Here is a 21,349-nt window from a genome sequence, read left to right as displayed (position 1 = left end):
AAAGATAGAGTCTCAAAATTAACCAATCGAAAGCAAACTTCAAACGAACTGCCTAATCCGTTTCAATGATTTAAAGAAATAACTTAAATTTGAAACATCATAACCAAAATATCATGTTTAAAACCCGAAAAGAAATTGTCTTTGTAATTCTGGCAGGAATATTTATAACAAATGCTGTTGTAGCAGAACTTATAGGAGGAAAATTAATCCAGATTGGCCCTTTTGTAATGAGTATTGGAATTCTGCCCTGGCCAATTGTATTTTTAACAACTGATTTAATTAATGAGTATTTTGGCGAAAAGGGCGTAAAAAAACTTTCTTTTATAACCGCCTGTCTTATTGCATATGCATTTTTAATTTTATTTATGGCAATTGTAATTCCGGCTGCAAAGGGAATAAGTCCAGTTAATGACCAGCAGTTTGAAGCCGTTTTTGGTCAAAGTATGTGGATTATTTTTGGAAGTATAATCGCTTTTATGGTTTCTCAGTTAATCGATGTAAGTGTTTTTTGGTTCTTTAGAAAACGAACAGGGCATAAAAAAATATGGTTAAGAACTACAGGATCAACTGTAATTTCTCAATTATTTGACTCTTTTATTGTTCTTGGAATTGCATTTTGGCTTCCGGGAAAAATAGATTTTGACACTTTTATTTCCTCAGGATTAATTGGTTACACTTTTAAGTTAGCAATCGCCATTTTACTCACACCAGCAATCTATTTAGGCCATCATTTAATTAAAAGATATTTGGACGAAGAAAAAGAAGAAAAATAATATAAATAATAGAAATTATTTAAGAAGAGGATTATCATTTGAAAAACAGGTATAAATACCTGGTATTGAAAATCAACAACTTATAATAAAATGTTAAAAACACACGAAAAAGCTTATGAAACAAAAGTTTATTTGTTAAAAAAGATTCTATTTTTGCCAAAAAATTTAACAAATAAAATCAACCAAAATGAAAAAATTAAGTATTCTTTTCGTATCAGTTTTAACTTTAGGATTAGCAGTAACATCTTGCAGCAGCGATGATGATAAAGAAGGAACACTCGAAGGAAAATGGGAACTTACTGAAGTAGGAGCTGTTCTTGCAGGACAAGAAATATTACAACCTGCTACAAATGAAGGATGTGCTAATGATGTTGTAGAATTTAAAGCAGATGGAAAATTTGTAGATTCATATTCAGAATTTACAGATGACAAATGTAAAGCATATACTCAAGAAGGAAAATGGGTAAAAGAAGGAAGCAGTTTGTCTAAAACGTACGGTACTAACAATACTGAGAAATACGAAGTTGCTGAATTAACAGGAAACAAATTAAAATTAAAAGAAACATACACTGAATCAGGAATTACAGTTTCTGCTGTTTTAGTTTTCAAAAAAATCTAATTACTAGATTATAAATTATTCAAAAACCTCAAATCTTAATTGATTTGAGGTTTTTTTATACATTTGAAATAAAAAAATGGAACTAATAAGATGCGGCTGGTGTTCAGCAAGTGATTTATATAAAAAATACCATGACGAAGAATGGGGAACTCCTGTTTATGACGATCCGACCCTTTTTGAGTTTTTAATTCTGGAAACCTTTCAGGCAGGTTTAAGCTGGATAACCATTTTAAATAAAAGAGAAAACTTTAAAACTGCTTTTGACAACTTCGATTATAAAAAAATTGCCAATTATCCTGATGATAAAATCGAAGAATTGATGCAGAATACTGGAATCATCCGCAACAAACTTAAAATTAAATCTGCCGTTACAAACGCACAGGCATTTATGAAAATCCAGGAAGAATTTGGAAGTTTCTCAAGTTACATTTGGAAATTTACTGATGGAAAACCTATCGACAACAAACCCAAAACTTTAAAAGATGTTCCGGCAACCACACCAATTTCGGATGCAATTAGTAAAGACCTAAAAAAACGCGGTTTTAAATTCGTAGGATCAACCGTTATTTACGCACATATGCAGGCCACCGGAATGGTAAATGATCATATCGAGGACTGCTTTACCAGAGTTAAATAGTTTTCAGTCACAGTCTAAGTTTTCAGTCGTTTTTTAAGTTTTAAAAAAAATCAAAACAAAAATTAAAAGTCTCAAAACTGAGACCGCGAGTGAAAACTTAAAAAAAATCATTACATTTGCTTCACACTTTAGGGGTGTCTGCATCACGCAGGCTGAGATTTTACCCTCTGAACCTGATCTAGTTCATACTAGCGTAGGGAAAAGTAAGATGACTTCTTGAACGCATTTCTGTGCGTTATTGCAGCCATTCCTATTGTGTATCTATACACTAAACTCAAAAAGGAATGGAACTAAAAATCAATCAACAAACCAAAAAATTCAATGCTGAATCGCTAAGCGTTCAATCATTGCTCGATCTCGAAATTCCGCACAAGCAAAACGGAATCGCCGTTGCTGTAAACAATACCGTTGTTCCAAAAATCAAATGGAACGAATTCCTTGTACAAGAAACCGACGAAATTTTAATTATTTCTGCTACGCAAGGAGGATAAAGACTAAAATTTCAATTTAAAAATTCTAATTACAAACTTGACGTAGACGCACTCTGGTGTGTCGCTGCAACAACTCATAATTCATAACTCATAACTTCTTTTCCTATGACTACAGAAGAACAAATATCCAGAACCCCATTTCCAAACTCTAAAAAAGTCTATATCGACGGAGAAATTCACCCAATAAAAGTAGCCATGCGCGAAATTACTTTAAATGATACCAAACTTTCAAACGGAGGAATTGAAAAAAATCCACCTGTAACCGTTTACGATACTTCCGGACCATATACTGATCCAAATGTAGAAATTGATATTAGAAAAGGATTACCACGCTTACGCGAAAAATGGATTCTTGACAGAAATGATGTTGAAATTTTAAGTGAAATCACATCAGATTACGGACAAAGCCGATTGAAAGATGAAAGTCTGAATCATCTTCGATTTGAATATTTACATCAGCCAAAACGTGCTAAAAAAGGTGCAAACGTAACACAATTGTATTACGCTAAGCAAGGTATTATTACGCCGGAAATGGAATATATCGCGATTCGTGAAAACCAGCGTATCGAACTTTTAAACGAGCAGACTAAAGCAATGCAATGCCAGCACAGCGGAGAGAGTTTTGGTGCGAATACACCAAAAAGCAAAATTACCCCAGAATTTGTCCGTTCAGAAGTTGCCTGCGGGAGAGCAATTATTCCAAATAATATCAATCATCCAGAAAGCGAACCTATGATTGTGGGGCGCAATTTCCTGGTAAAAATTAATGCCAATATCGGAAACAGTGCTGTGACTTCGAGTATTGAAGAAGAAGTTGAAAAAGCCGTTTGGGCTTGCCGCTGGGGAGCTGATACGATTATGGATTTATCTACGGGAAAAAACATTCATGAAACCAGAGAATGGATTATTAGAAATTCTCCTGTTCCAATTGGCACCGTTCCAATTTATCAGGCTTTAGAAAAAGTAAAAGGAGTTGCCGAGGATTTAACTTGGGAGATTTTCCGTGACACCTTGATTGAACAAGCAGAACAAGGCGTTTCATACTTTACAATTCACGCCGGAGTTTTACTTCGTTATATTCATTTAACTGCAAATAGAGTTACTGGAATTGTTTCTCGCGGCGGTTCAATCATGGCAAAATGGTGTTTGTTTCATCATAAAGAAAATTTCCTTTATACACATTTTGAAGAAATTTGTGAAATCATGAAACAATACGATGTCGCTTTTTCTTTGGGAGACGGTTTACGTCCGGGTTCGATTGCAGATGCGAATGATGCTGCTCAATTTGCAGAATTAGAAACTTTAGGAGAATTGACAAAAATTGCCTGGAAACATGATGTACAGGTTTTCATTGAAGGTCCGGGACACGTTCCGATGCACATGATCAAAGAAAACATGGAAAAACAATTAGAACATTGTCATGAGGCACCATTTTATACTTTAGGCCCATTAACTACAGATATTGCACCGGGTTATGATCATATTACATCTGCAATTGGCGCTGCAATGATTGGCTGGTATGGCTGTGCAATGCTGTGTTATGTAACGCCAAAAGAACATCTGGGTTTACCGAACAAAAAAGATGTAAAAGACGGCGTGATTACCTATAAAATTTCGGCACATGCCGCCGACTTGGCAAAAGGTCATCCGGGAGCGCAATATCGAGACAACGCTTTGAGTAAAGCTCGTTTTGAATTCCGCTGGGAAGACCAGTTTAATTTAGCATTAGATCCTGACACTGCAAGAGAATTTCATGATGAAACACTTCCGGCAGATGGTGCAAAAGTGGCACATTTCTGTTCGATGTGTGGACCAAAATTCTGCTCTATGAAAATTTCTCAGGAAATTAGAGATGTCGCAGCTGCAGAAAAAGGAATGCAGGAGAAATCAGAGGAATTTATTGAACAGGGAAAAGAGATTTATATTTAGTAATGTATTAAAATGACAGTATTAAGTATTAAGATTGAACATCTCCAAAGTCTTAATACTTCCATCTTAAACTTAATGCTTTTTTGAAATGATTGTAATTACAAACCCTTTTTCCATTAAAAATGAAATTGAAATTCTTCATTCTTTATTAGAAGAAGGATTGTCTTTGCTTCACATTCGCAAACCTGATTTTTCAGAAATAGAAATGGCGCATTTTATTCATCAAATCAAATTGGAATTTCGCGGTAATTTGTTTTTGCATAGTCATCACGATTTAGCAGAAGATTTTGGAATTACCAGAATTCATTTTTCTGAAAAAGAAAGAAAAGATCTAAATGATTTTCCTGCAAGGTTTTTAAAACCCTGCAGGTCTAAATCAACATCAACACATTCAATTGAAGATTTTAATTCTTTAGAAAGTGATTTTGATTATGCATTTCTAAGCCCTGTTTTTAAAAGTATTTCAAAAGAGAATTATCAGCCGGAAACAGATCTTTTTGAAGCATTAAAATCAAGAAAAAACTATAAAACAAAAGCTATTGCATTAGGAGGAATATGCTCTGATAACATTTCAAAAACGCTTATAAATGGCTTTGATGATGTGGCACTTTTAGGAACTATTTGGAACAATGAAAATCCTGTAAAACAATTTAAAATATGTCAGCAAACCGTCCTTTCGTACTTACAATCGCAGGCTTAGATCCATCTGGAGGTGCTGGGATTTTGGCTGATATCAAAACATTTGAACAGCACAAAGTAACAGGTTTTGGTATTTCAACAGCCAATACAATTCAGACAGAAAATGTATTTCATGAAATTCAATGGACTAATTCAGATTTTATTATTCGTTCGATAGAAACGCTCTTTAACAGTTATAAAATCAGCTCTGTTAAAATCGGAATTGTTTCTTCTTTAAATGACTTGAATCAAATTATTTCGACAATAAAAAATTTGTCTCCCACAACTAAAATTATCTGGGATCCGGTTTTAAAATCAACAACAAAATTTGAGTTTATGACAATTGAAGATTATTCTCATTTATATAAAATATTGTCAAAAATTGATTTGATTACTCCTAATTATCATGAAATCGAAATTTTATTTCCAGGGTTTATTTCAAAAATGCTTTGTAAAGAAATTAAGATCCCTGTCAATATTTTATTGAAAGGCGGACACAATGAAACTGAAATTGGAACTGATCGTTTGTTTCTTAAAAATGAGATTTACGATTTGTTTCCAACAGAAAAAGAATGTTCTGAAAAACATGGTTCAGGGTGTGTTCTTTCATCAGCTATTGCTTCTAATCTGGCTTATAATCAAACTATAAAAGAAGCCTGCAAAAATGCTAAAAATTATATCGAAAAATACCTGAGTTCAACATCAACATTAATTGGATATCATTATGTACAATAAACTGCAATACATTTCACAGGGAAACACAATCGAAGACCAAGTCCGCAATATTCATCAGGCTTTAGACTCAGGATGCGATTGGATACAAATGCGATTTAAAAACCAAACCGAAAAAGACTCTTTCATTTTAGCAGAAGAAATAAAGCTTTTGTGCGAAAAATATCTGGCCAGCTTTATTATAAACGATAATCTTTATCTCGCACAGCAGATTAATGCAGATGGTGTGCATCTTGGTTTATCAGACATGAAAATCGACGAAGCCCGAACCATTTTAGGAGCTGAAAAAATTATTGGAGGAACAGCAAATACTTTTGAAGACATTCAGAATCACGTAAAAAATGGATGCAATTATATCGGATTGGGTCCTTTTAGATTTACAAACACAAAAGAAAAACTAAGTCCAATTTTAGGTCTATCCGGTTATTTTGAGATTCTTCAAAAAATGAAGAAAAATAAAATTGAAGTTCCGGTTTATGCTATTGGCGGAATTACTTTAAAAGATATAAATCCTTTAATGGAAACAGGAATTCACGGAATTGCCGTTTCGGGAATTATAACAGAAAGCGACGAAAAGAAAATACTAATTCAACAATTAAACGAAAAATTATATGCAAACGTCATTGTTTAATATTGGAGACAAAAGCTTCAAGTCTCGTTTGTTTTTAGGAACAGGGAAATTTGGATCAAATCAGGAAATGGAAGAGGCTGTTTTAGCTTCAGAAAGTGAATTGGTTACGGTTGCATTAAAACGCATTGATCTGGAAACAGATACTGATGCTATTTTATCGCATTTAAAACATCCTAATATTAATTTGCTTCCTAATACATCTGGCGCAAGAAATGCAAAAGAAGCTGTTTTTGCAGCTCAATTGGCTCGTGAGGCTTTAGAAACCAATTGGGTTAAGCTGGAAATTCATCCTGATCCAAAATATTTAATGCCGGATCCAATTGAAACTTTAAAAGCCACAGAAGAACTGGCCAAACTCGGTTTTTTTGTCCTCCCTTACATTCATGCAGATCCTGTTTTATGCAAACATTTAGAAAGTGCCGGAACAACTGCTGTAATGCCTTTGGGTTCACCAATTGGAAGCAACAAGGGTTTAAAAACTATTGATTTTTTAGAAATTATAATCGAGCAGAGTAATGTCCCTGTAATAGTTGATGCCGGAATTGGAGTACCTTCTGATGCTGCGAAAGCAATGGAAATTGGTGCCGATGCCGTTTTGGTAAACACTGCAATTGCCGTTGCCGGAAATCCCAAATTAATGGCTGAAGCTTTTAAAGAGGCTGTTATTGCAGGGAGAAAGGCTTTTGAAGCCAGAGCTGCCAATCAGCAGAACTACGCTTCTGCTTCCAGCCCTTTGACTTCTTTTCTTTATGAATAAATTTAACCGCAAAGTTCGCAAAGAAAAGCGCTAAGAACGCAAAGCTTTGCGAACCTTGCGTAATTCTTAGCGTGCCTTGCGGTTAAAAAACAAAAACTATGAACACATTCAAATCTATTTTTGAGCAATACAATTGGGATGAAATCCAATCCAGAATATACCAAACCACATCAAAAGATGTCGAACGAACTTTGGCTAAAACCAAATACAATCTCGATGATTTTTTGGTTTTGATTTCGCCTATTGCCCAAAATTATCTGGAAGAGATGGCACAGAAATGCCATGAAATTACCAAGAAACGTTTTGGCAAAACGATTCAAATGTATGCGCCATTATATCTAAGTAACGAATGCCAAAACATTTGTACTTATTGTGGTTTTAGTTTAGACAATAAAATCAAAAGAAAAACCCTTTCTGATGCTGAAATAAAACTGGAAGTTGAAGCCTTAAAAAAGACTGGTTTTGATCATGTTTTATTGGTTACAGGCGAAGCAAATTATACTGTAAACATCAATTATTTCCTGAACGCAATTGCATTAATTAGAAAGGACTTTTCTATTATTTCTGTTGAAGTTCAGCCTCTTTCTCAAGAAGATTATGAGCGTTTGCATGATGCAGGAGTTTATTCGGTTTTGGTATATCAGGAAACGTATCATCAGGGAGTTTATAAAAAGTATCATACAAAAGGTAAAAAATCAAATTTTGATTATAGACTGGAAACTCCTGATAGAATTGGTTCAGCAGGAATTCATAAAATAGGTTTAGGCGTTTTATTAGGTTTAGAAGACTGGCGAACGGACAGCTTTTTTAATGCTTTGCATTTAGATTATCTTCAAAAAAAATACTGGCAGACCAAATATTCTGTTTCTTTTCCCCGCCTCCGCCCTGCCGAAGGAATTATCGAACCTAATTTTATTATGGATGATAAAGATTTGACGCAATTGATCTGTGCTTATCGTTTATGGAATGAAGATTTAGAAATTTCGATTTCAACCCGCGAAAACGAAAAATTCAGAAATAATATAATTCCAATTGGCGTTACGAGTATGAGTGCCGGCTCTAAAACAAATCCGGGTGGTTATGTTGTTGATCCGCAGTCTTTAGAACAATTCGAAATCAGCGATGAACGCTCAGCAGAAGAAATTTCAAAAATTATAAAAAATGCCGGCTACGAACCTGTCTGGAAAGATTGGGATAAATCATTTAGTCATAAAGTTGGAAAGTCGAAAGTCATAAAGTCTTTTACTTAGACAAATACTTTTTTGACTTTCGACTTTCGACTTTAAAAACTTTAAGACTTAAAAAATGAGTATTATTCAAGAATTCCTTCGTTACAACAGACAAACTATTCTTCCTGAAATTGGCGACGAAGGTCAGGAAAAACTAAAAAAAGCACGAGTTTTAGTAATTGGTGCCGGCGGTTTAGGCTGCCCAATTTTACAATACATTGCCACTGCAGGAGTAGGTTTTATTGGAATTATGGATTTTGACACTATCGAAATTCACAATCTTCATCGACAAATTTTATACACCGAAAATGAAATTGGAAAGCACAAATCAATAATTGCAAAAGATGTGGTTTCAAAACTCAATCCGTTGATTGAAGCTATTGCAATTAATGAAAAATTAACTGTTGAAAATGCTGCAAAAATCATTCAGCAATATGATATTGTTGTGGACGGTTCTGATAATTTTTCTACTCGTTATTTAGTCAATGACACTTGTGTTGAATTAAATAAACCCTTAGTTTATGGAAGTATTTTAAAGTTTGAAGGGCAAATTGCAGTTTTTAACCATAACGGAAGTAAAAACCTTAGAGATTTATTTCCTGAAATGCCAGATCCTAAAGATGTACCAAACTGCAATTTAAATGGCGTTTTAGGAACTTTACCTGGAATTATTGGGAATATGATGGCACACGAAACACTTAAATTAATTCTGGAATTACCAACCTTAAAGAACGAATTAATAATTTTTAATACATTAAACTGGAATTTTACTAAACTGAATTTTTAGAAAACAAGCGCATCGCCAACTGTAATATTACCAGAGTTTAAGCTTACAATATTAGTCCCAAATAAAACAGAATTATCAAAATTTCTATATGTGCTTAATGTTTTAAGAGGTTCTTTTTTTAAACGTCCGTTTTCAGGATCGTTATTAACCATAATGCATCTTCCGCACGGTTTTATGTTTTTAAACTGGACTTCTCCAATTGTAAAAGTCTTAAAATTGTCTTCTTCGTGAGCGTTTTCGGTACTTACTACAATATTTGGGCGAAATCTTTTTATTGTGATTTTTTCATTCAGTTTATCATTCAAAAAATCCAGACTTTTTGATCCTATTAGTAAATACGGATAACCATCAGCCAGACTCACATTGAAAGTTTCTTTTAATCTGGAGCTTTCGTGTTTACGAGCTCCGTTTTTTAATATTTTGACTAATTTACATTCAAACCCTAAGTGCTGGCTAAACCATTTTGATGTTTCATGATTTACCTCAACAACTTCGCTTTTATCATCCCAGACGTTTACTTTTATTGAGTTCTCTAAATGTTCATCAATAAAAAATTCATGTTCCTGATCCTGAAAAGTTATGCTGATTTTTCCATCTGAAATATTTGGATAAAACTGGCTCATAATACGATGTTCTCTCTGCGTCAGCATTTGATTTTCAGCATCTATTAACATCCATCTGCGATCGTTTTCGAATCCCATTTCTTCAGCTAAAGCAGATTTACAGCTTATTCCTGCCAAGCTTTTTATTGGATAAATGTAAATTTCCTTTACAATATGAACTGTACTCATTTCTATTTACTTTTTAAAATAGACATAAACTCTTCGCGATCAATTTCTCGGCACCCTAAACTCTCTAAGTGCGAGTTATAAACCTGGCAATCCAGCAGTTTATAATTTTCTTTCTTCAAATATAATGCTAAAGCAATAAAAGCTGTTTTTGAAGCATTTGAAACTTTAGAAAACATACTTTCTCCGCAAAAAACATGACCTAAATCTATTCCGTATAAACCGCCAACCAAAACTTCATCCTGCCAAACCTCAACAGATTTTGCAATTCCTTGCTTATGAAGTTCGCAATAGGCTTCGATCATTTCGTTCGAAATCCATGTTCCGTTCTGTCCTTCACGTTTTATCTGCTGGCAATTAGAAATTACTTCTTTGAAGTTTTTATTATAAGTAACCTTGAATATTTTTTTATTGAGGATTTTTCGCATGCTTTTGGATATTACCAATTCATCGAAAAACAGTACCATTCTTGGATCCGGCGCCCACCAAAGAATAGGTTCACCTTCATTAAACCAAGGAAAAATACCGCTTTTATAGGCCAGTTTTAACCGCTCTGGATCTAAATCGCCTCCAATAGCCAGAACACCTTCTTCATCAGCTTCTGAAACCGGCGGAAAAAACAAATCTTTAAATAAATAATACATTTTAAATCGTCAACTTTTAAATTCCAAATCCTAAAAAATTGTCATTTGATGAAATGAACTCAAAAATAAAATTCCAAATCCCAAATTCACGGAAATGAATTGGAATTTGGAATTTAATAAATTGAATTTTAAACTCTTAGAACGGTAAATCGTCTGGTTCGTCTTCGTTTAAATTTGTCGCTGGAGCGAAAGCTTCTGCTGCAGGAACTGAAGGAGTTTGTGCAGGTCCTTCTGGTGCCATTCTTTCGATTCTCCAACCTTGAATACTATTGAAATATCTAGTTTCTCCTTGTGGATTAACCCATTCTCTTCCTCTTAAATTGATAGAAACTTTTACTGCCTCTCCTTGTTTATAGCTGCTTAATAAATCGCATTTATCTTGTGTAAATTCGATTAAAATGTGCTGTGGATACTGCTCATCTGTAGTAACTACTAGTTCTCTTTTTTTGAATGAAGCACTAACTTGCTGCTCAGGATTAACCACTTTTACTTTTCCTATAACTTCCATCTTCGTCTATAATTAATTATTATTTCTTTTCTTATTTTTTAGCTAAAAGCACTTTCCAGGCTGACTCAACGTCATCATTATTGAGATATTTTTTGGCTTCTAAATGAACTTTTTCCTGATCATCTGAGCTTAAAACTCCTTTTACAGAAAAATTTTCTTTCACAAATATACTAACTTCTTCTTTTGTAGGCAAGGCTTCGATATTTCCAAGTTTACCGAGGTCATTCCCATCAAACACAGGACTTTCTCTAATAAAATTAGGAATTGCATCTACTCCTACACCCAAAGTTGTTAGCGGTTTTGCGACTTCAAAAAGCCCTTGATTGGATCTTGAATACCAATTTCCGCCAAGTCTTGAAACTAAATCTATTTTATGCTGGTCTATTGCTCCGTTTTTATCCAAAATTGATTCGTGAATGTGAATTTTTACTACTTCACACAAAATCAGATTTCCAGCTCCTCCTTCTGTTCCTAACGGAATAATCTGTGTAATCTTGCATTCAAACTGAACTGGAGATTCTTTTACACGATAAGGTTTTACAAAATCTGAAGGAATCTGCGTTAAACCGGCTTTTATAAATTCGTTTACCCCGTCTCCATATTCTGTACTTGCCAGCGAAGTCTGCTGTACAATATCATAATTGACAACATTTATTACGACTTCTTTTGTAGCTTCGGCATTAATCAAAGTATGCTTTACAGTATTGTCGCGAACACGTCTTGAAGGCGAAAAAACCAAAATTGGCGGATTAGCACTAAATACATTAAAGAAACTAAAGGGAGACAAATTAGGAATTCCTTTTTCGCTTATTGTACTTGCAAAAGCAATTGGCCTTGGCCCTACTGCACTTTGTAAATATCCCTGCAGCTGTGCCGTAGGTATCTCTTTTGGATTGATGCTAATCATAATTTTTCTGTTTAACCGAACCTCATTTCGGTCATACAAAAGTATTGAAATCGTTCAATTCAAAGAAATAGTTTTGAAGATTAAAACAAAAATCTTTTAAGCCCCTGCAAAATATAAAATGTGTTTATTTCGTTATATTTATACCTCAAAATTTAGTTTATGCGCTTTTCTGAAAGTAGAAATACAACTCGTTGGGTTATAATTTTCATATCCTTTTTAATCATTTCGCTGATTCTCTGGAATACTTATACATTTTTCCAAATTTTTAAGAATGAGGAACGTTTAAAAATGAAGCTTTTTGTAAATGCCCAAATTACAATTGTAAATGCTGACGAAAATACAGACATTGAACTTCCTCTTCAAATTATTAACAATAATACCTCTATTCCCGGTATAGTAATATTGTATGATAAGGTGGTAAGTGCCACAAATGTCCCAGAAGAGATCTTGACGAACAAGAAAAAAAGAGCCAATTATTTGAGAAAATTAGGTAATGAAAATGAACCTATTACTTTTGAATATGCTCCGGGAAAATATCAAACGCTTTATTATGGAAATTCAGCTTTACTTAATAAACTCAAATATTATCCTGTAGCTTTATTACTGATTATCTTTTTGTGTGCTGCTTTGATTTACAATTTTTACAAAAGCACAAAAATGGCAACGCAAAATAAACTGCTGGCGGGAATGGCAAAAGAAACAGCTCATCAAATTGGAACGCCTTTATCATCTTTAATCGGCTGGGTTGAGATTTTAAAAACCGAAGCGATTGATCAATCCATAACTATTGAAATTGAAAAAGATGTGGAACGCCTGCAGACAATAACGGATCGTTTTTCTAAAATTGGTTCTGTTCCTGTTTTAGAACCGCACGATATTGTAGCCGAAACTTTAAATACGTACGAATATTTACAATCACGTTTTTCTAAACAGGTCACTTTTTCTTATCAGGTTCCTGAAAAACCAATTTTTGCTTTAATCAATCCAACACTTCACAGCTGGACGATCGAAAACCTTGTTAAAAATGCTATTGATGCCATGAAAGGAAAAGGAACTTTAGATCTTTATATTGAAAAAGATGCTCATCATATAAAAATTAACGTGAAAGATTCTGGAAGCGGTATTGCAAAAAACCAATTCAAAACTATTTTTGAACCCGGTTTTACTACAAAAAAACGCGGCTGGGGATTAGGTCTTTCTTTAACCAAAAGAATTGTTGAGGAATATCACAATGGAAAGATTAAAGTTCTTAATTCTGAAATTGGAAAAGGAACTACGTTTCAGATTACTTATGAAACTACCAGTCCGGCTTAAAAATTAGACATAAAAAAACACCAACTCATTAACTGAATTGGTGTTTTTTATTTTGGTTTTAATCTTAAAGATTAGACTGAATATCTTTTGCTAAAGCTTCAAATTCTTCTTTTGAAAGCGAAACTTTGTCCTGAAAACGCATTTCATCCATATGATTTAATGGAATTAAATGTACGTGTGCATGAGGAACTTCTAAACCTACAACCGCAATTCCAATTCTTTTACAAGGAACTGTTTTTTCTAATGCTGCTGCAATTTTTTTAGAGAATTTCATTAATCCTAAATACAATTCTTCATCCATATCAAAAATCTTGTCGATTTCTTGTTTCGGAATACAAAGTGTATGACCTTTTGCGTTTGGATTTACATCTAAAAAAGCCAGATAGTTATCATCTTCGGCTATTTTATAGGCAGGAATTTCTCCGTTTACTATTTTAGTGAATATTGAACTCATAGTTTATTCGTTTAACTGGTTAACCGCTTAACCGATTTAACGGTTAAACTATAAAAAATTTATTCTCTTGTAATTTCAAGAATTTCGAATTTCAAAGTTCCGTTTGGTACTGTAATTTCGGCAATTTCACCAACAGATTTTCCCAACAGTCCTTTTCCAATAGGAGAAGTTACAGATATTTTTCCTGTTTTTAAATCAGCTTCACTTTCTGCAACAAGTGTATATTTCATTTCCATTCCGTTGCTTTGGTTTTTAATTTTCACATTAGAAAGAACCAAAACTTTAGAAACATCTAATTGAGATTCATCAATTAATCTTGCATTTGCATATACTTCTTCAAGTTTAGCAATTCTCATTTCTAATAAACCCTGCGCTTCTTTTGCAGCATCGTACTCGGCATTTTCAGATAAATCGCCTTTGTCTCTTGCGTCTGCTATATCTTGAGATGCTTTAGGACGCATTACACTCTTTAAATGCTCCAATTCATCTTTTAACTTTTTTAACCCATCAGCGGTATAATAAGATACTTTACTCATAACTTCATCGTTTATATAAATAGAAAAAATCCCATCGGGACGGGATTTTGTATTACAAATATACTATTATTTTTAATAGTACATAATTATATGTTAATCATATAAAATTCAAATCTAAATAAATTATTTTTGTTTCACTAATTCTTATTAAAATAATGAAAAAAATCTGGCTCTTAATTCTTTTCGTTTCTGTGCTTTTTTCGTGCAGTGACAGCGATCGCAGTAACAAAAATCCATATATACCGAGTTATTCTGTTAATTTATCTGTAGATATGAATCTGCCTTCTTATTCAAATCTCAAATATGTCAGCAATGCTGTTATAGTTCCTAATTACGGTGCAAAAGGAATTATTATTTTTAATGCCGGAAGCGGTTATAATGCTTTTGATGCTGCATGTCCTAATCAGGAGATAAATTCATGCGCTGCCATGACAATTGACGGTATTAATGCTGTTTGTTCCTGCGATAAAACTTCTTACAGTTTGTTTACAGGGCTTGGAGGAAAAGAATATCCTCTAAAACAATATAAAGTTCAGGTAACGGGAACTGTAATTCACGTTTACAATTAAAAATAAAAAAGCCTGAAAGTAAATTTCAGGCTTTTTTATTTTTTTAGAATTTCAAAGTTAATCCAGCTAAGAAATTAATTCCTGCCTGCGGATAATAGTATGGATAAATATCCCACATTGCTCCGTTTGAAACATATTTTTTATCCAGAATATTGTTTACCAACCCTGTTATTGTAATTGATTTGAAAATTGATTTTGGTTTTATTTCATAAGAAATATTCAAATCGTTCACAAAATAATCTGCCAGTTTGGCTTCTGGAAGCTCAATATTATTCATATACTGTTCTCCAACGTATTTTTGCAATAACGAAACATATAAGTTTTCAATTGGTTTGTATACGATAATATTTCCGGCTATAACTTCTGGAGAGTAAGCAATTTTAGTTGTTCCGTAGTATTGTCCTTCAACAGCTAAGTCTAGATTTTTATTACTGCTTAAAGTAAAGTTAGGTCTGATAATAAATTTTTCTGAAAGTGAAATTGTCGCATCAAACTCAAATCCTAAGCGATAGCTTTTTTCAGTATTAGCACGAATTGGCGCACCAACATCGTCTAATCTTCCAGTTAAAATCAATTGATCTTTATATCCCATATAATAGAAGTTCGAATTTAATTGGATTTTCTCTGAATTAAATCTCCATCCTAATTCAAAATCATTCAATTTCTCAGGTTTTACATTTCCACCTTCATAATCTGTTCTGTTTGGCTCACGATTCGCACGTGCATAAGAGAAATAAAGTGTATTTTTTTGATTGATTTCGTAGTTTAAACCCGCTTTTGGATTAAAGAAATTGAATGTATCATTTACTAAACCAGTTTCGACACTATTCGCTTTATAATGTACTCTACGGTATTGTAAATCTCCATATAAGCTTAATTTTTCAGTCAGCTGATAATTTGCTTTTGCAAAGACATTCCCATCTGTTTTTACTGAATAGTCGTCATAGTAATGATCTCCCAATTCTGAAGTTGAAGCATATCTTGCCCAGATTACTTTTCCAAAATGATCTCCTTCGTATTTATTCCAGCCTCCGCCAAGAATAACATCTAATTTTTCTTCTTTATATTTTACAGAAAAAGTAGTCCCGTAAAAATCATTGTCTAACCATTTCTGACGCACTAAATCGGTTGTTGTTACTGTTCCAACTGGCTGTAAACCGTAGTCGGCCATATCTGCATCTTCTTTATAATTATCATAATAACCCTGCCCTTTTGTATAATGTAAAGCGAAGTTAGTACTCCATTTATCAGAGAAAGATTCGCTCCAATGCAATTGATAATGATTTTGTTTGTAATTATCGGTTTCGTTATCGTAAAAACGAGTATTTCCAGATTCATCCGTATACATTCCGGCAGAATTGAAAGTTCGGTTTGAATTTAATGTTTCAGCATCAATTCCGTTCCATGATTGGTATGTTTTTTCAGTTCCGCCAAAAACCAAAGCCTTGATTAAAGTAGTTTTTCCAACGTAGGTTCCTTGTAAAAAATAAGATTTCAAATCAGAACTTGCACGATCTACATAACCATCAGATTTAACTGTAGACAAACGTCCGGCAAGTTCAAAATGGTCATTTAATAAACCTGTACTGAATTTTACTGTATTTTTATTTGAATTGAAACTTCCGTAAGAGCTTGAAATTTCTCCTGTTGGTTTAGATGCATAACTGTCTGTAAGCATATTTAAACTCGCTCCAAAAGCAGATGAACCATTGGTAGAAGTTCCAACTCCTCGCTGTAATTGCAGACTTTCTACAGATGAAGCAAAATCGGGCATATTAACCCAAAAAGTTCCCTGACTTTCAGCATCGTTATATGGAATTCCGTTTATGGTTACGTTTACCCTTGTAGCATCGCTTCCGCGGACTCTGATTCCGGTATAACCTATTCCTCCTCCGGCATCTGATGTTGTTACTACAGATGGCAGATAATTCATTAAAACAGGTATATCCTGACCAAGATTTCGGTATTTGATTTCTTTTTTATCCATATTACTAAACGTAACCGGCGTTTTGGTCGTAACACGAACTGCAGAAACCAAAACATTATCAAGCTGATTTACTTTGGTTGAGTCTTGTTCTTGTCCAAACGAGAATAGAGTAAAGAAAATAGAGAATAGAATAAAGAAAATAAACTTTTGGTTCAAATTAGAACCTTTGTACCTCTGTGCTTTAGCACCTGAAAAAATAGTTTTCATTCGTAAAGAATTACGAATAAAAGGGGGAATTATTCTTTTGTTAAATTAATAAATGTGTTTCACGACAAAGCATAGTGTGCACGCTGTGATTTGTCGTTTTTTCCCTTAGCAACATTACTCGCTCAGGTTCTTTGGGTATGATCTCAGCTCGTTATTTAGAGCACCCCTTTGAGACAATGCAAATATAGAAAAGTATTAAGATAAATGTATTAGGTATTACGATTTTTCACTTTTGGATTTCTTAATACTTAATTCTGTAGTCTTTATACTAAAAATCAGGTTTTCTTCGGGACTGTTTTAAATCAGAGATATTCTTTTTGTCTTTAATTCTTTTTTTGATTACAGCTTTGGGAACTTTTGTAGCTTTTCGAACTTTTGGAACATATAATCCTTTTTTAATTAATTCTAGAAATCGCTTCACAACAATTTCCTTATTCTTAAGCTGGCTTCGATCTTCGTCGCAATTTAATATTAATATATTTTCAGAAGTTAAACGAGCTGATAAATTCTCTTTTAGAAGTGTTTTTTCATCATCAGACAAGGCTTGAGAAGCTTCTAAATCAAAAGACAAAACAACTTTTGACGAAACTTTGTTTACGTTCTGCCCGCCCGCACCACTGCTTCGAACGGCTTTAAAGTTTAATTCTGATATGATTTTCTCGTTATCCATTATTGTGGCTGATGTGCCGGTTTTAATAAATCGTTTACCGTTTTTACCGGATTAAAAGTAATTAAAGGCACAGCAACAAAAACTGTCAGCCAATTTGCCATCGAACCATTCCATAATCCCGGAAGTTCATAACTTTTTACGGCTTTCCCTTCAACACTTTTTTCAACTATAAATCCCGATTTTTCGTCAACAAATTTTTTCAGGTCAAACTTTTCTCCTTTATAATTTTTGATTCCGCAAACCAAATCTACCGGGTTAAAATGCGTAGCTTCTTCTAGAACTTCAAGCTGTTTTTTATTTGCTAAATCTACCTGTGATGTTTCTACAATCTGCAAAGAGACCTCGCCTTTATCGTTCATTACCCAAAACGGTCCTCCGCCAGGTTCTCCCTCATTTCGAACCATTCCGCAAACTCGTATTGGACGATCTAACAGTTCTTTAATTTTGGTGATTTTATTCTCAAAAGTAAATTTATTGAAATCTTTAGTCATCTGAATGTTTAGTTTTTGCATTAAAACATCAACGATTTCTTTAAGATCCTCTTCTTTCACTTCATTTTTTTCAATTGCTTTTAAATATCCAAATACTTTTTGCTGTACTTCAATTAAAATTCCTCCTAAAGCCTTTTTATATAAAGCAATTTTATCAATATGATTTTGAATTACATTATCAATATTTTTAATAAAAATAATGTCTGAATCCAGATTATTCAGGTTTTCAATTAAAGCACCATGTCCGCCGGGTCTAAAAACCAGACTTCCATTTGAACTTCTCACCAGTTTATTATTTACATCTACATTAATTGAATCTGTACCTTTATTTTGATAAGAATATCTAATGTTAATTTTAACATTAGAATGTTCCTCTACTTTGTTTTTAACTGCATCGACTGTTTTTTCAAACAAATTCTGATGTATTTCTGAAACTGTAAAATGTAAATTCGAAATACGCTTTGCTGTTGCATAATGCACACATTCATTTAAATGTTCTTCTATAGGTGTTGCTATATGAGTTTTATATAAATGAAATGGTAAAACTGCTTTTGGCTTGTTTGCCGAGTTAAAATGTTCAGGAGATAATAACAGTTTTATAAAATAATAGTTTTTATAATCTCTTTCCAGGTTTTCAAAATCTGGATAAAGTTCTCTCAGTTTTTTGTCAACATCATCAAAAAAAGGAAACTTATCCATTCCAATAATAAAAATGGCTAGTTCTTTATCTTTTTTCCTATTGATATAAGCATTTATGGTTTCTTTTTCAATATCAAAATCATTTAAAAAGGCCGTTAAAAACTTATACATTCTGGTAGCAGCACCAGAAGCCGGAACAAATTTTTTAATTTTAAATTCTTCTTTATGTTTATCAAAAAAAGAAGCTTTTTCTTTAAAATCAACTTCTGATAAACTAAGAATGCCATTATTGATTGTCGCTGGACGAATCAAGCTGCTCTTTGCTATTCCGTTTTTGAATATATCCAGCTGTTTTAAAATATTTTCGAAAGGAATTCCGTGATTATAAATTTCAACAAAATCCTGAGAAGAAAATCCTTTTTCTTTTAAAGCACCTAAAGCATCTATAATCATTATAGCTTTTGCCAAACGACTTTCTTTATTACCTGATAAGGTTATAAAAGGCTTTTTATTATCAATTAAAGTTTGTTTGAATACAGAAAAAACGGTTTCTCTTCCTTCCGGAGTATCTCTAATGTCATCTTTTTCCCATGGAACATCAATATCCGTGAGGAAAAACAAATCGTAATCATGTTCTAAGGCAGCTTCATTTAAAAGTGGATCACAAAAACCGTAATACACTTCAGAGAAGACTTTAGTTACCATTAAATTAGTATCGCAAAACAAATATTTATTCGCCTCGGTAAGCTTCTCATTCTCTAATAAAACTTGCCCGTAAGCAATAGGCATCATATCATCAACAGTACATATATGCTGATTTTCTTCCCATCTTTCCTGCAGATAATCGCGTGCAAACTCTGGAACCCATTCTGTTTTGTAGTGGTCTGCGAGTTGTTTTGCTAATGTAGTTTTACCTGTACTTTCAGGGCCAAACAAAGCAATTTTTATGATATTTGTTTTTTGCTGTCTAAGATTTTTCTCCATTCTAAATAAGCTGAAATAGCTAAAATTGTAAAAATTAAATATTGAAGCGACAACATCCCCAAGCCGCGATAGGCATAAAGAGGCACTACAATAATATCGCCGATAATCCAGAGTGTCCAGTTTTCAATTTTCTTCCTTGCCATATACCACATTCCTGCGAAAAATATACCTGACGATATCATATCGACATAATTATCTTTATGTATTTCGTAATCGAAATATTTATAAATGCTGAAAACTACAAAAACCGTTACAATAAACAGTAAGATTCCGATTATTTTTTCATTAAAAGTTGTACGAGTAATTGGGAGATTATCTTCAACAGTTGTTCCCTTTGCCCACATATACCAGCCATAAATACTCATAATTGAAAAATAAGCATTAATAATCATGTCTCCAATATAACCGGCAACATATAAAAGGTAAACCGAAATTACAGTGGCAATTAATCCTGTTGGATAAACCCAGATATTTTCTTTCTTAGCAAACCATACGCTTAAGATCCCGCAAACGAATACCAAAAATTCCAGAATGATATGCCATAATGGTGCATTTTTATAACTTTCAAGAAAAAAATCAATCATTTTGTGGTATTTAAAGGCTGTTATTTATGAATCGAAAAAATGGCTGTCATTTTCAAAAGCTGTTCCTATAACTACTAAATCCGCACCGGCATTGTATGCTTTTTTAATTCCGTGCAAATCTACAATTCCTCCGCCAACAATTATAGGAATTTCTACGTTTTGAGAAATTACTGAAATCATCTCTAATGGCACTGGCTTCTTTGCTCCGCTTCCGGCTTCTAAATAAATTAATTTACTTCCCAGCATTTCGCCAGCCTGAGCTGTTGCTAAAGCTAAATCAAAATTTTCGCGATTAAGCGGTTCTGTTTTACTAACGCGGGCAACAGCAGTTTCATTGCCGCTTTCAATTAAAATATATCCTGTTGAAATTACTTCAAGATTTGTTTTTTTCAATATTGGCGCTGCCTGAACCTGATATTCGATTAAATAATCCGGATTTCGGCCAGACAATAATGATAAAAACAAAATCGCATCGGCCTTTGGTGAAATCTGAGATGGATCTCCCGGAAATATCACAACCGGCAGTCTTGTTTTTTGTTTTAACTGTGCGATAAGATCTTCGATAATTGTACTTTCGACAATGCTTCCTCCAACAAAAATATGAGTCGCCGGAGATTGATTTATTTTAAGTAATAAATGATCTAAATTTTCCCAGACAATTTTATCAGGATCCAAAAGTATGGCTAATAATTTTTGACCATTTTTCTTGGCTTCTAAAATTTGTTGATGGATTGTGGTAAGTATTTTTTGCTCCATAATGGCCGTAAAAGTAAAAAGTTTTTAACGTAGAAGAACTATTATGAA

At 33.4% G+C, this 21,349-nt stretch carries 24 protein-coding genes and 1 riboswitch; of the genes, 13 read left to right on the top strand and 11 right to left on the bottom strand.

The genetic code is table 11. The features are described 5' to 3' along the window. Positions 1 to 113: 113 nt before the first annotated feature. The 11 genes from FJOH_RS08325 (at position 114) to FJOH_RS08275 (ending at position 9,263) form a co-directional block, all read left to right on the top strand. Complete coding sequence (locus FJOH_RS08325; protein WP_012023683.1) at positions 114 to 773, top strand: queuosine precursor transporter; 660 nt, start codon at positions 114 to 116, stop codon at positions 771 to 773. A gap of 187 nt (positions 774 to 960) precedes the next feature. Further along, positions 961 to 1,392, top strand: coding sequence for a lipocalin-like domain-containing protein (locus tag FJOH_RS08320; RefSeq protein WP_012023682.1), 432 nt, complete (start codon positions 961 to 963; stop codon positions 1,390 to 1,392). Positions 1,393 to 1,468: 76 nt separating this feature from the next. After that, positions 1,469 to 2,029, top strand: coding sequence for a DNA-3-methyladenine glycosylase I (locus tag FJOH_RS08315; RefSeq protein WP_012023681.1), 561 nt, complete (start codon positions 1,469 to 1,471; stop codon positions 2,027 to 2,029). Between the two features lie 120 nt (positions 2,030 to 2,149). Beyond that, a riboswitch (TPP riboswitch) is annotated at positions 2,150 to 2,246 on the top strand. A 67-nt stretch (positions 2,247 to 2,313) separates the two neighbouring features. Continuing rightward, the gene (gene thiS, locus FJOH_RS08310; RefSeq protein ID WP_012023680.1) at positions 2,314 to 2,520 is read left to right on the top strand and encodes a sulfur carrier protein ThiS; all 207 of its coding nucleotides are present in this window, start codon (positions 2,314 to 2,316) and stop codon (positions 2,518 to 2,520) included. Positions 2,521 to 2,625: 105 nt separating this feature from the next. After that, positions 2,626 to 4,449 carry a phosphomethylpyrimidine synthase ThiC gene (gene thiC, locus FJOH_RS08305; RefSeq protein WP_012023679.1) on the top strand — a complete coding sequence of 608 codons (1,824 nt, stop codon included), beginning with the start codon at positions 2,626 to 2,628 and terminating at the stop codon, positions 4,447 to 4,449. A gap of 88 nt (positions 4,450 to 4,537) precedes the next feature. Beyond that, on the top strand, positions 4,538 to 5,149 hold the full coding sequence (locus FJOH_RS08300; RefSeq protein WP_012023678.1) for a thiamine phosphate synthase: 612 nt from the start codon (positions 4,538 to 4,540) through the stop codon (positions 5,147 to 5,149). After that, a complete protein-coding gene (locus FJOH_RS08295) occupies positions 5,107 to 5,862 on the top strand; it encodes a hydroxymethylpyrimidine/phosphomethylpyrimidine kinase (protein WP_012023677.1) in 756 nt (251 codons plus the stop codon). Before FJOH_RS08300 ends, FJOH_RS08295 begins: the two co-directional genes overlap by 43 nt. Then, positions 5,852 to 6,490 (top strand): thiamine phosphate synthase, encoded by a 639-nt coding sequence (locus FJOH_RS08290; protein ID WP_012023676.1) that lies wholly within the window; start codon positions 5,852 to 5,854, stop codon positions 6,488 to 6,490. The genes FJOH_RS08295 and FJOH_RS08290 overlap by 11 nt, the downstream gene beginning before the upstream one ends. Beyond that, positions 6,471 to 7,247, top strand: a complete 777-nt coding sequence (locus tag FJOH_RS08285; protein ID WP_012023675.1) for a thiazole synthase — start codon at positions 6,471 to 6,473, stop codon at positions 7,245 to 7,247. Before FJOH_RS08290 ends, FJOH_RS08285 begins: the two co-directional genes overlap by 20 nt. Before the next feature lie 98 nt (positions 7,248 to 7,345). Further along, positions 7,346 to 8,497, top strand: coding sequence for a 2-iminoacetate synthase ThiH (thiH, locus tag FJOH_RS08280; protein WP_012023674.1), 1,152 nt, complete (start codon positions 7,346 to 7,348; stop codon positions 8,495 to 8,497). 55 nt (positions 8,498 to 8,552) lie between these two features. Further along, positions 8,553 to 9,263, top strand: a complete 711-nt coding sequence (locus tag FJOH_RS08275) for a HesA/MoeB/ThiF family protein (RefSeq protein ID WP_012023673.1) — start codon at positions 8,553 to 8,555, stop codon at positions 9,261 to 9,263. Here the strand turns inward: FJOH_RS08275 and FJOH_RS08270 are convergent. From FJOH_RS08270 to FJOH_RS08255, 4 genes are all read right to left on the bottom strand, one after another. Further along, positions 9,260 to 10,054: an MOSC domain-containing protein gene (locus FJOH_RS08270; RefSeq protein WP_012023672.1), complete on the bottom strand. Its 795-nt coding sequence runs from the start codon at positions 10,052 to 10,054 to the stop codon at positions 9,260 to 9,262. The genes FJOH_RS08275 and FJOH_RS08270 overlap by 4 nt on opposite strands. 2 nt (positions 10,055 to 10,056) lie before the next feature. Further along, positions 10,057 to 10,695: a leucyl/phenylalanyl-tRNA--protein transferase gene (gene aat, locus FJOH_RS08265; protein ID WP_012023671.1), complete on the bottom strand. Its 639-nt coding sequence runs from the start codon at positions 10,693 to 10,695 to the stop codon at positions 10,057 to 10,059. Positions 10,696 to 10,831: 136 nt separating this feature from the next. Continuing rightward, on the bottom strand, positions 10,832 to 11,203 hold the full coding sequence (locus FJOH_RS08260; protein ID WP_012023670.1) for a DUF3127 domain-containing protein: 372 nt from the start codon (positions 11,201 to 11,203) through the stop codon (positions 10,832 to 10,834). 31 nt (positions 11,204 to 11,234) lie between these two features. Further along, positions 11,235 to 12,110, bottom strand: coding sequence for a flavin reductase family protein (locus FJOH_RS08255; protein ID WP_012023669.1), 876 nt, complete (start codon positions 12,108 to 12,110; stop codon positions 11,235 to 11,237). A 159-nt stretch (positions 12,111 to 12,269) separates the two neighbouring features. Between FJOH_RS08255 and FJOH_RS08250 the strand changes: the two genes are divergently transcribed. Beyond that, positions 12,270 to 13,424, top strand: a complete 1,155-nt coding sequence (locus FJOH_RS08250) for a sensor histidine kinase (protein WP_012023668.1) — start codon at positions 12,270 to 12,272, stop codon at positions 13,422 to 13,424. A gap of 64 nt (positions 13,425 to 13,488) precedes the next feature. On the opposite strand, the gene FJOH_RS08245 is transcribed toward FJOH_RS08250, so the two are convergent. Together FJOH_RS08245 and greA are read right to left on the bottom strand one after the other, a co-directional pair. Then, positions 13,489 to 13,878 carry an HIT family protein gene (locus tag FJOH_RS08245; RefSeq protein WP_012023667.1) on the bottom strand — a complete coding sequence of 130 codons (390 nt, stop codon included), beginning with the start codon at positions 13,876 to 13,878 and terminating at the stop codon, positions 13,489 to 13,491. 59 nt (positions 13,879 to 13,937) lie between these two features. Further along, positions 13,938 to 14,414 (bottom strand): transcription elongation factor GreA, encoded by a 477-nt coding sequence (gene greA / locus FJOH_RS08240; protein WP_012023666.1) that lies wholly within the window; start codon positions 14,412 to 14,414, stop codon positions 13,938 to 13,940. Between the two features lie 155 nt (positions 14,415 to 14,569). On the opposite strand from greA, the gene FJOH_RS08235 reads away from it, so the two are divergent. Next, entirely contained in the window at positions 14,570 to 14,983 is a 414-nt protein-coding gene (locus tag FJOH_RS08235) for a Rieske (2Fe-2S) protein (protein ID WP_012023665.1), read from the top strand. A gap of 43 nt (positions 14,984 to 15,026) precedes the next feature. Here FJOH_RS08235 and FJOH_RS08230 read toward each other — a convergent pair whose 3' ends face one another. The 5 genes from FJOH_RS08230 to FJOH_RS08210 form a co-directional block, all read right to left on the bottom strand. Further along, positions 15,027 to 17,177 carry a TonB-dependent receptor gene (locus FJOH_RS08230; protein WP_012023664.1) on the bottom strand — a complete coding sequence of 717 codons (2,151 nt, stop codon included), beginning with the start codon at positions 17,175 to 17,177 and terminating at the stop codon, positions 15,027 to 15,029. Between the two features lie 268 nt (positions 17,178 to 17,445). Then, a complete protein-coding gene (gene arfB / locus FJOH_RS08225) occupies positions 17,446 to 17,847 on the bottom strand; it encodes an alternative ribosome rescue aminoacyl-tRNA hydrolase ArfB (protein ID WP_012023663.1) in 402 nt (133 codons plus the stop codon). Next, positions 17,847 to 19,961: a DUF4301 family protein gene (locus tag FJOH_RS08220; protein WP_012023662.1), complete on the bottom strand. Its 2,115-nt coding sequence runs from the start codon at positions 19,959 to 19,961 to the stop codon at positions 17,847 to 17,849. The genes arfB and FJOH_RS08220 overlap by 1 nt, the downstream gene beginning before the upstream one ends. Further along, a complete protein-coding gene (pnuC, locus tag FJOH_RS08215; protein WP_012023661.1) occupies positions 19,922 to 20,545 on the bottom strand; it encodes a nicotinamide riboside transporter PnuC in 624 nt (207 codons plus the stop codon). The genes FJOH_RS08220 and pnuC overlap by 40 nt, the downstream gene beginning before the upstream one ends. A 24-nt stretch (positions 20,546 to 20,569) precedes the next feature. Further along, entirely contained in the window at positions 20,570 to 21,301 is a 732-nt protein-coding gene (locus tag FJOH_RS08210) for a phosphoglycerol geranylgeranyltransferase (protein WP_012023660.1), read from the bottom strand. Positions 21,302 to 21,349 lie beyond the last annotated feature (48 nt).

Origin of the sequence: Flavobacterium johnsoniae UW101 (assembly GCF_000016645.1) — a bacterium.
GTDB lineage: Bacteria > Bacteroidota > Bacteroidia > Flavobacteriales > Flavobacteriaceae > Flavobacterium > Flavobacterium johnsoniae.
Note: the sequence above shows the minus strand (reverse complement) of the source record. Positions and strands in the feature narration are given on the sequence as shown.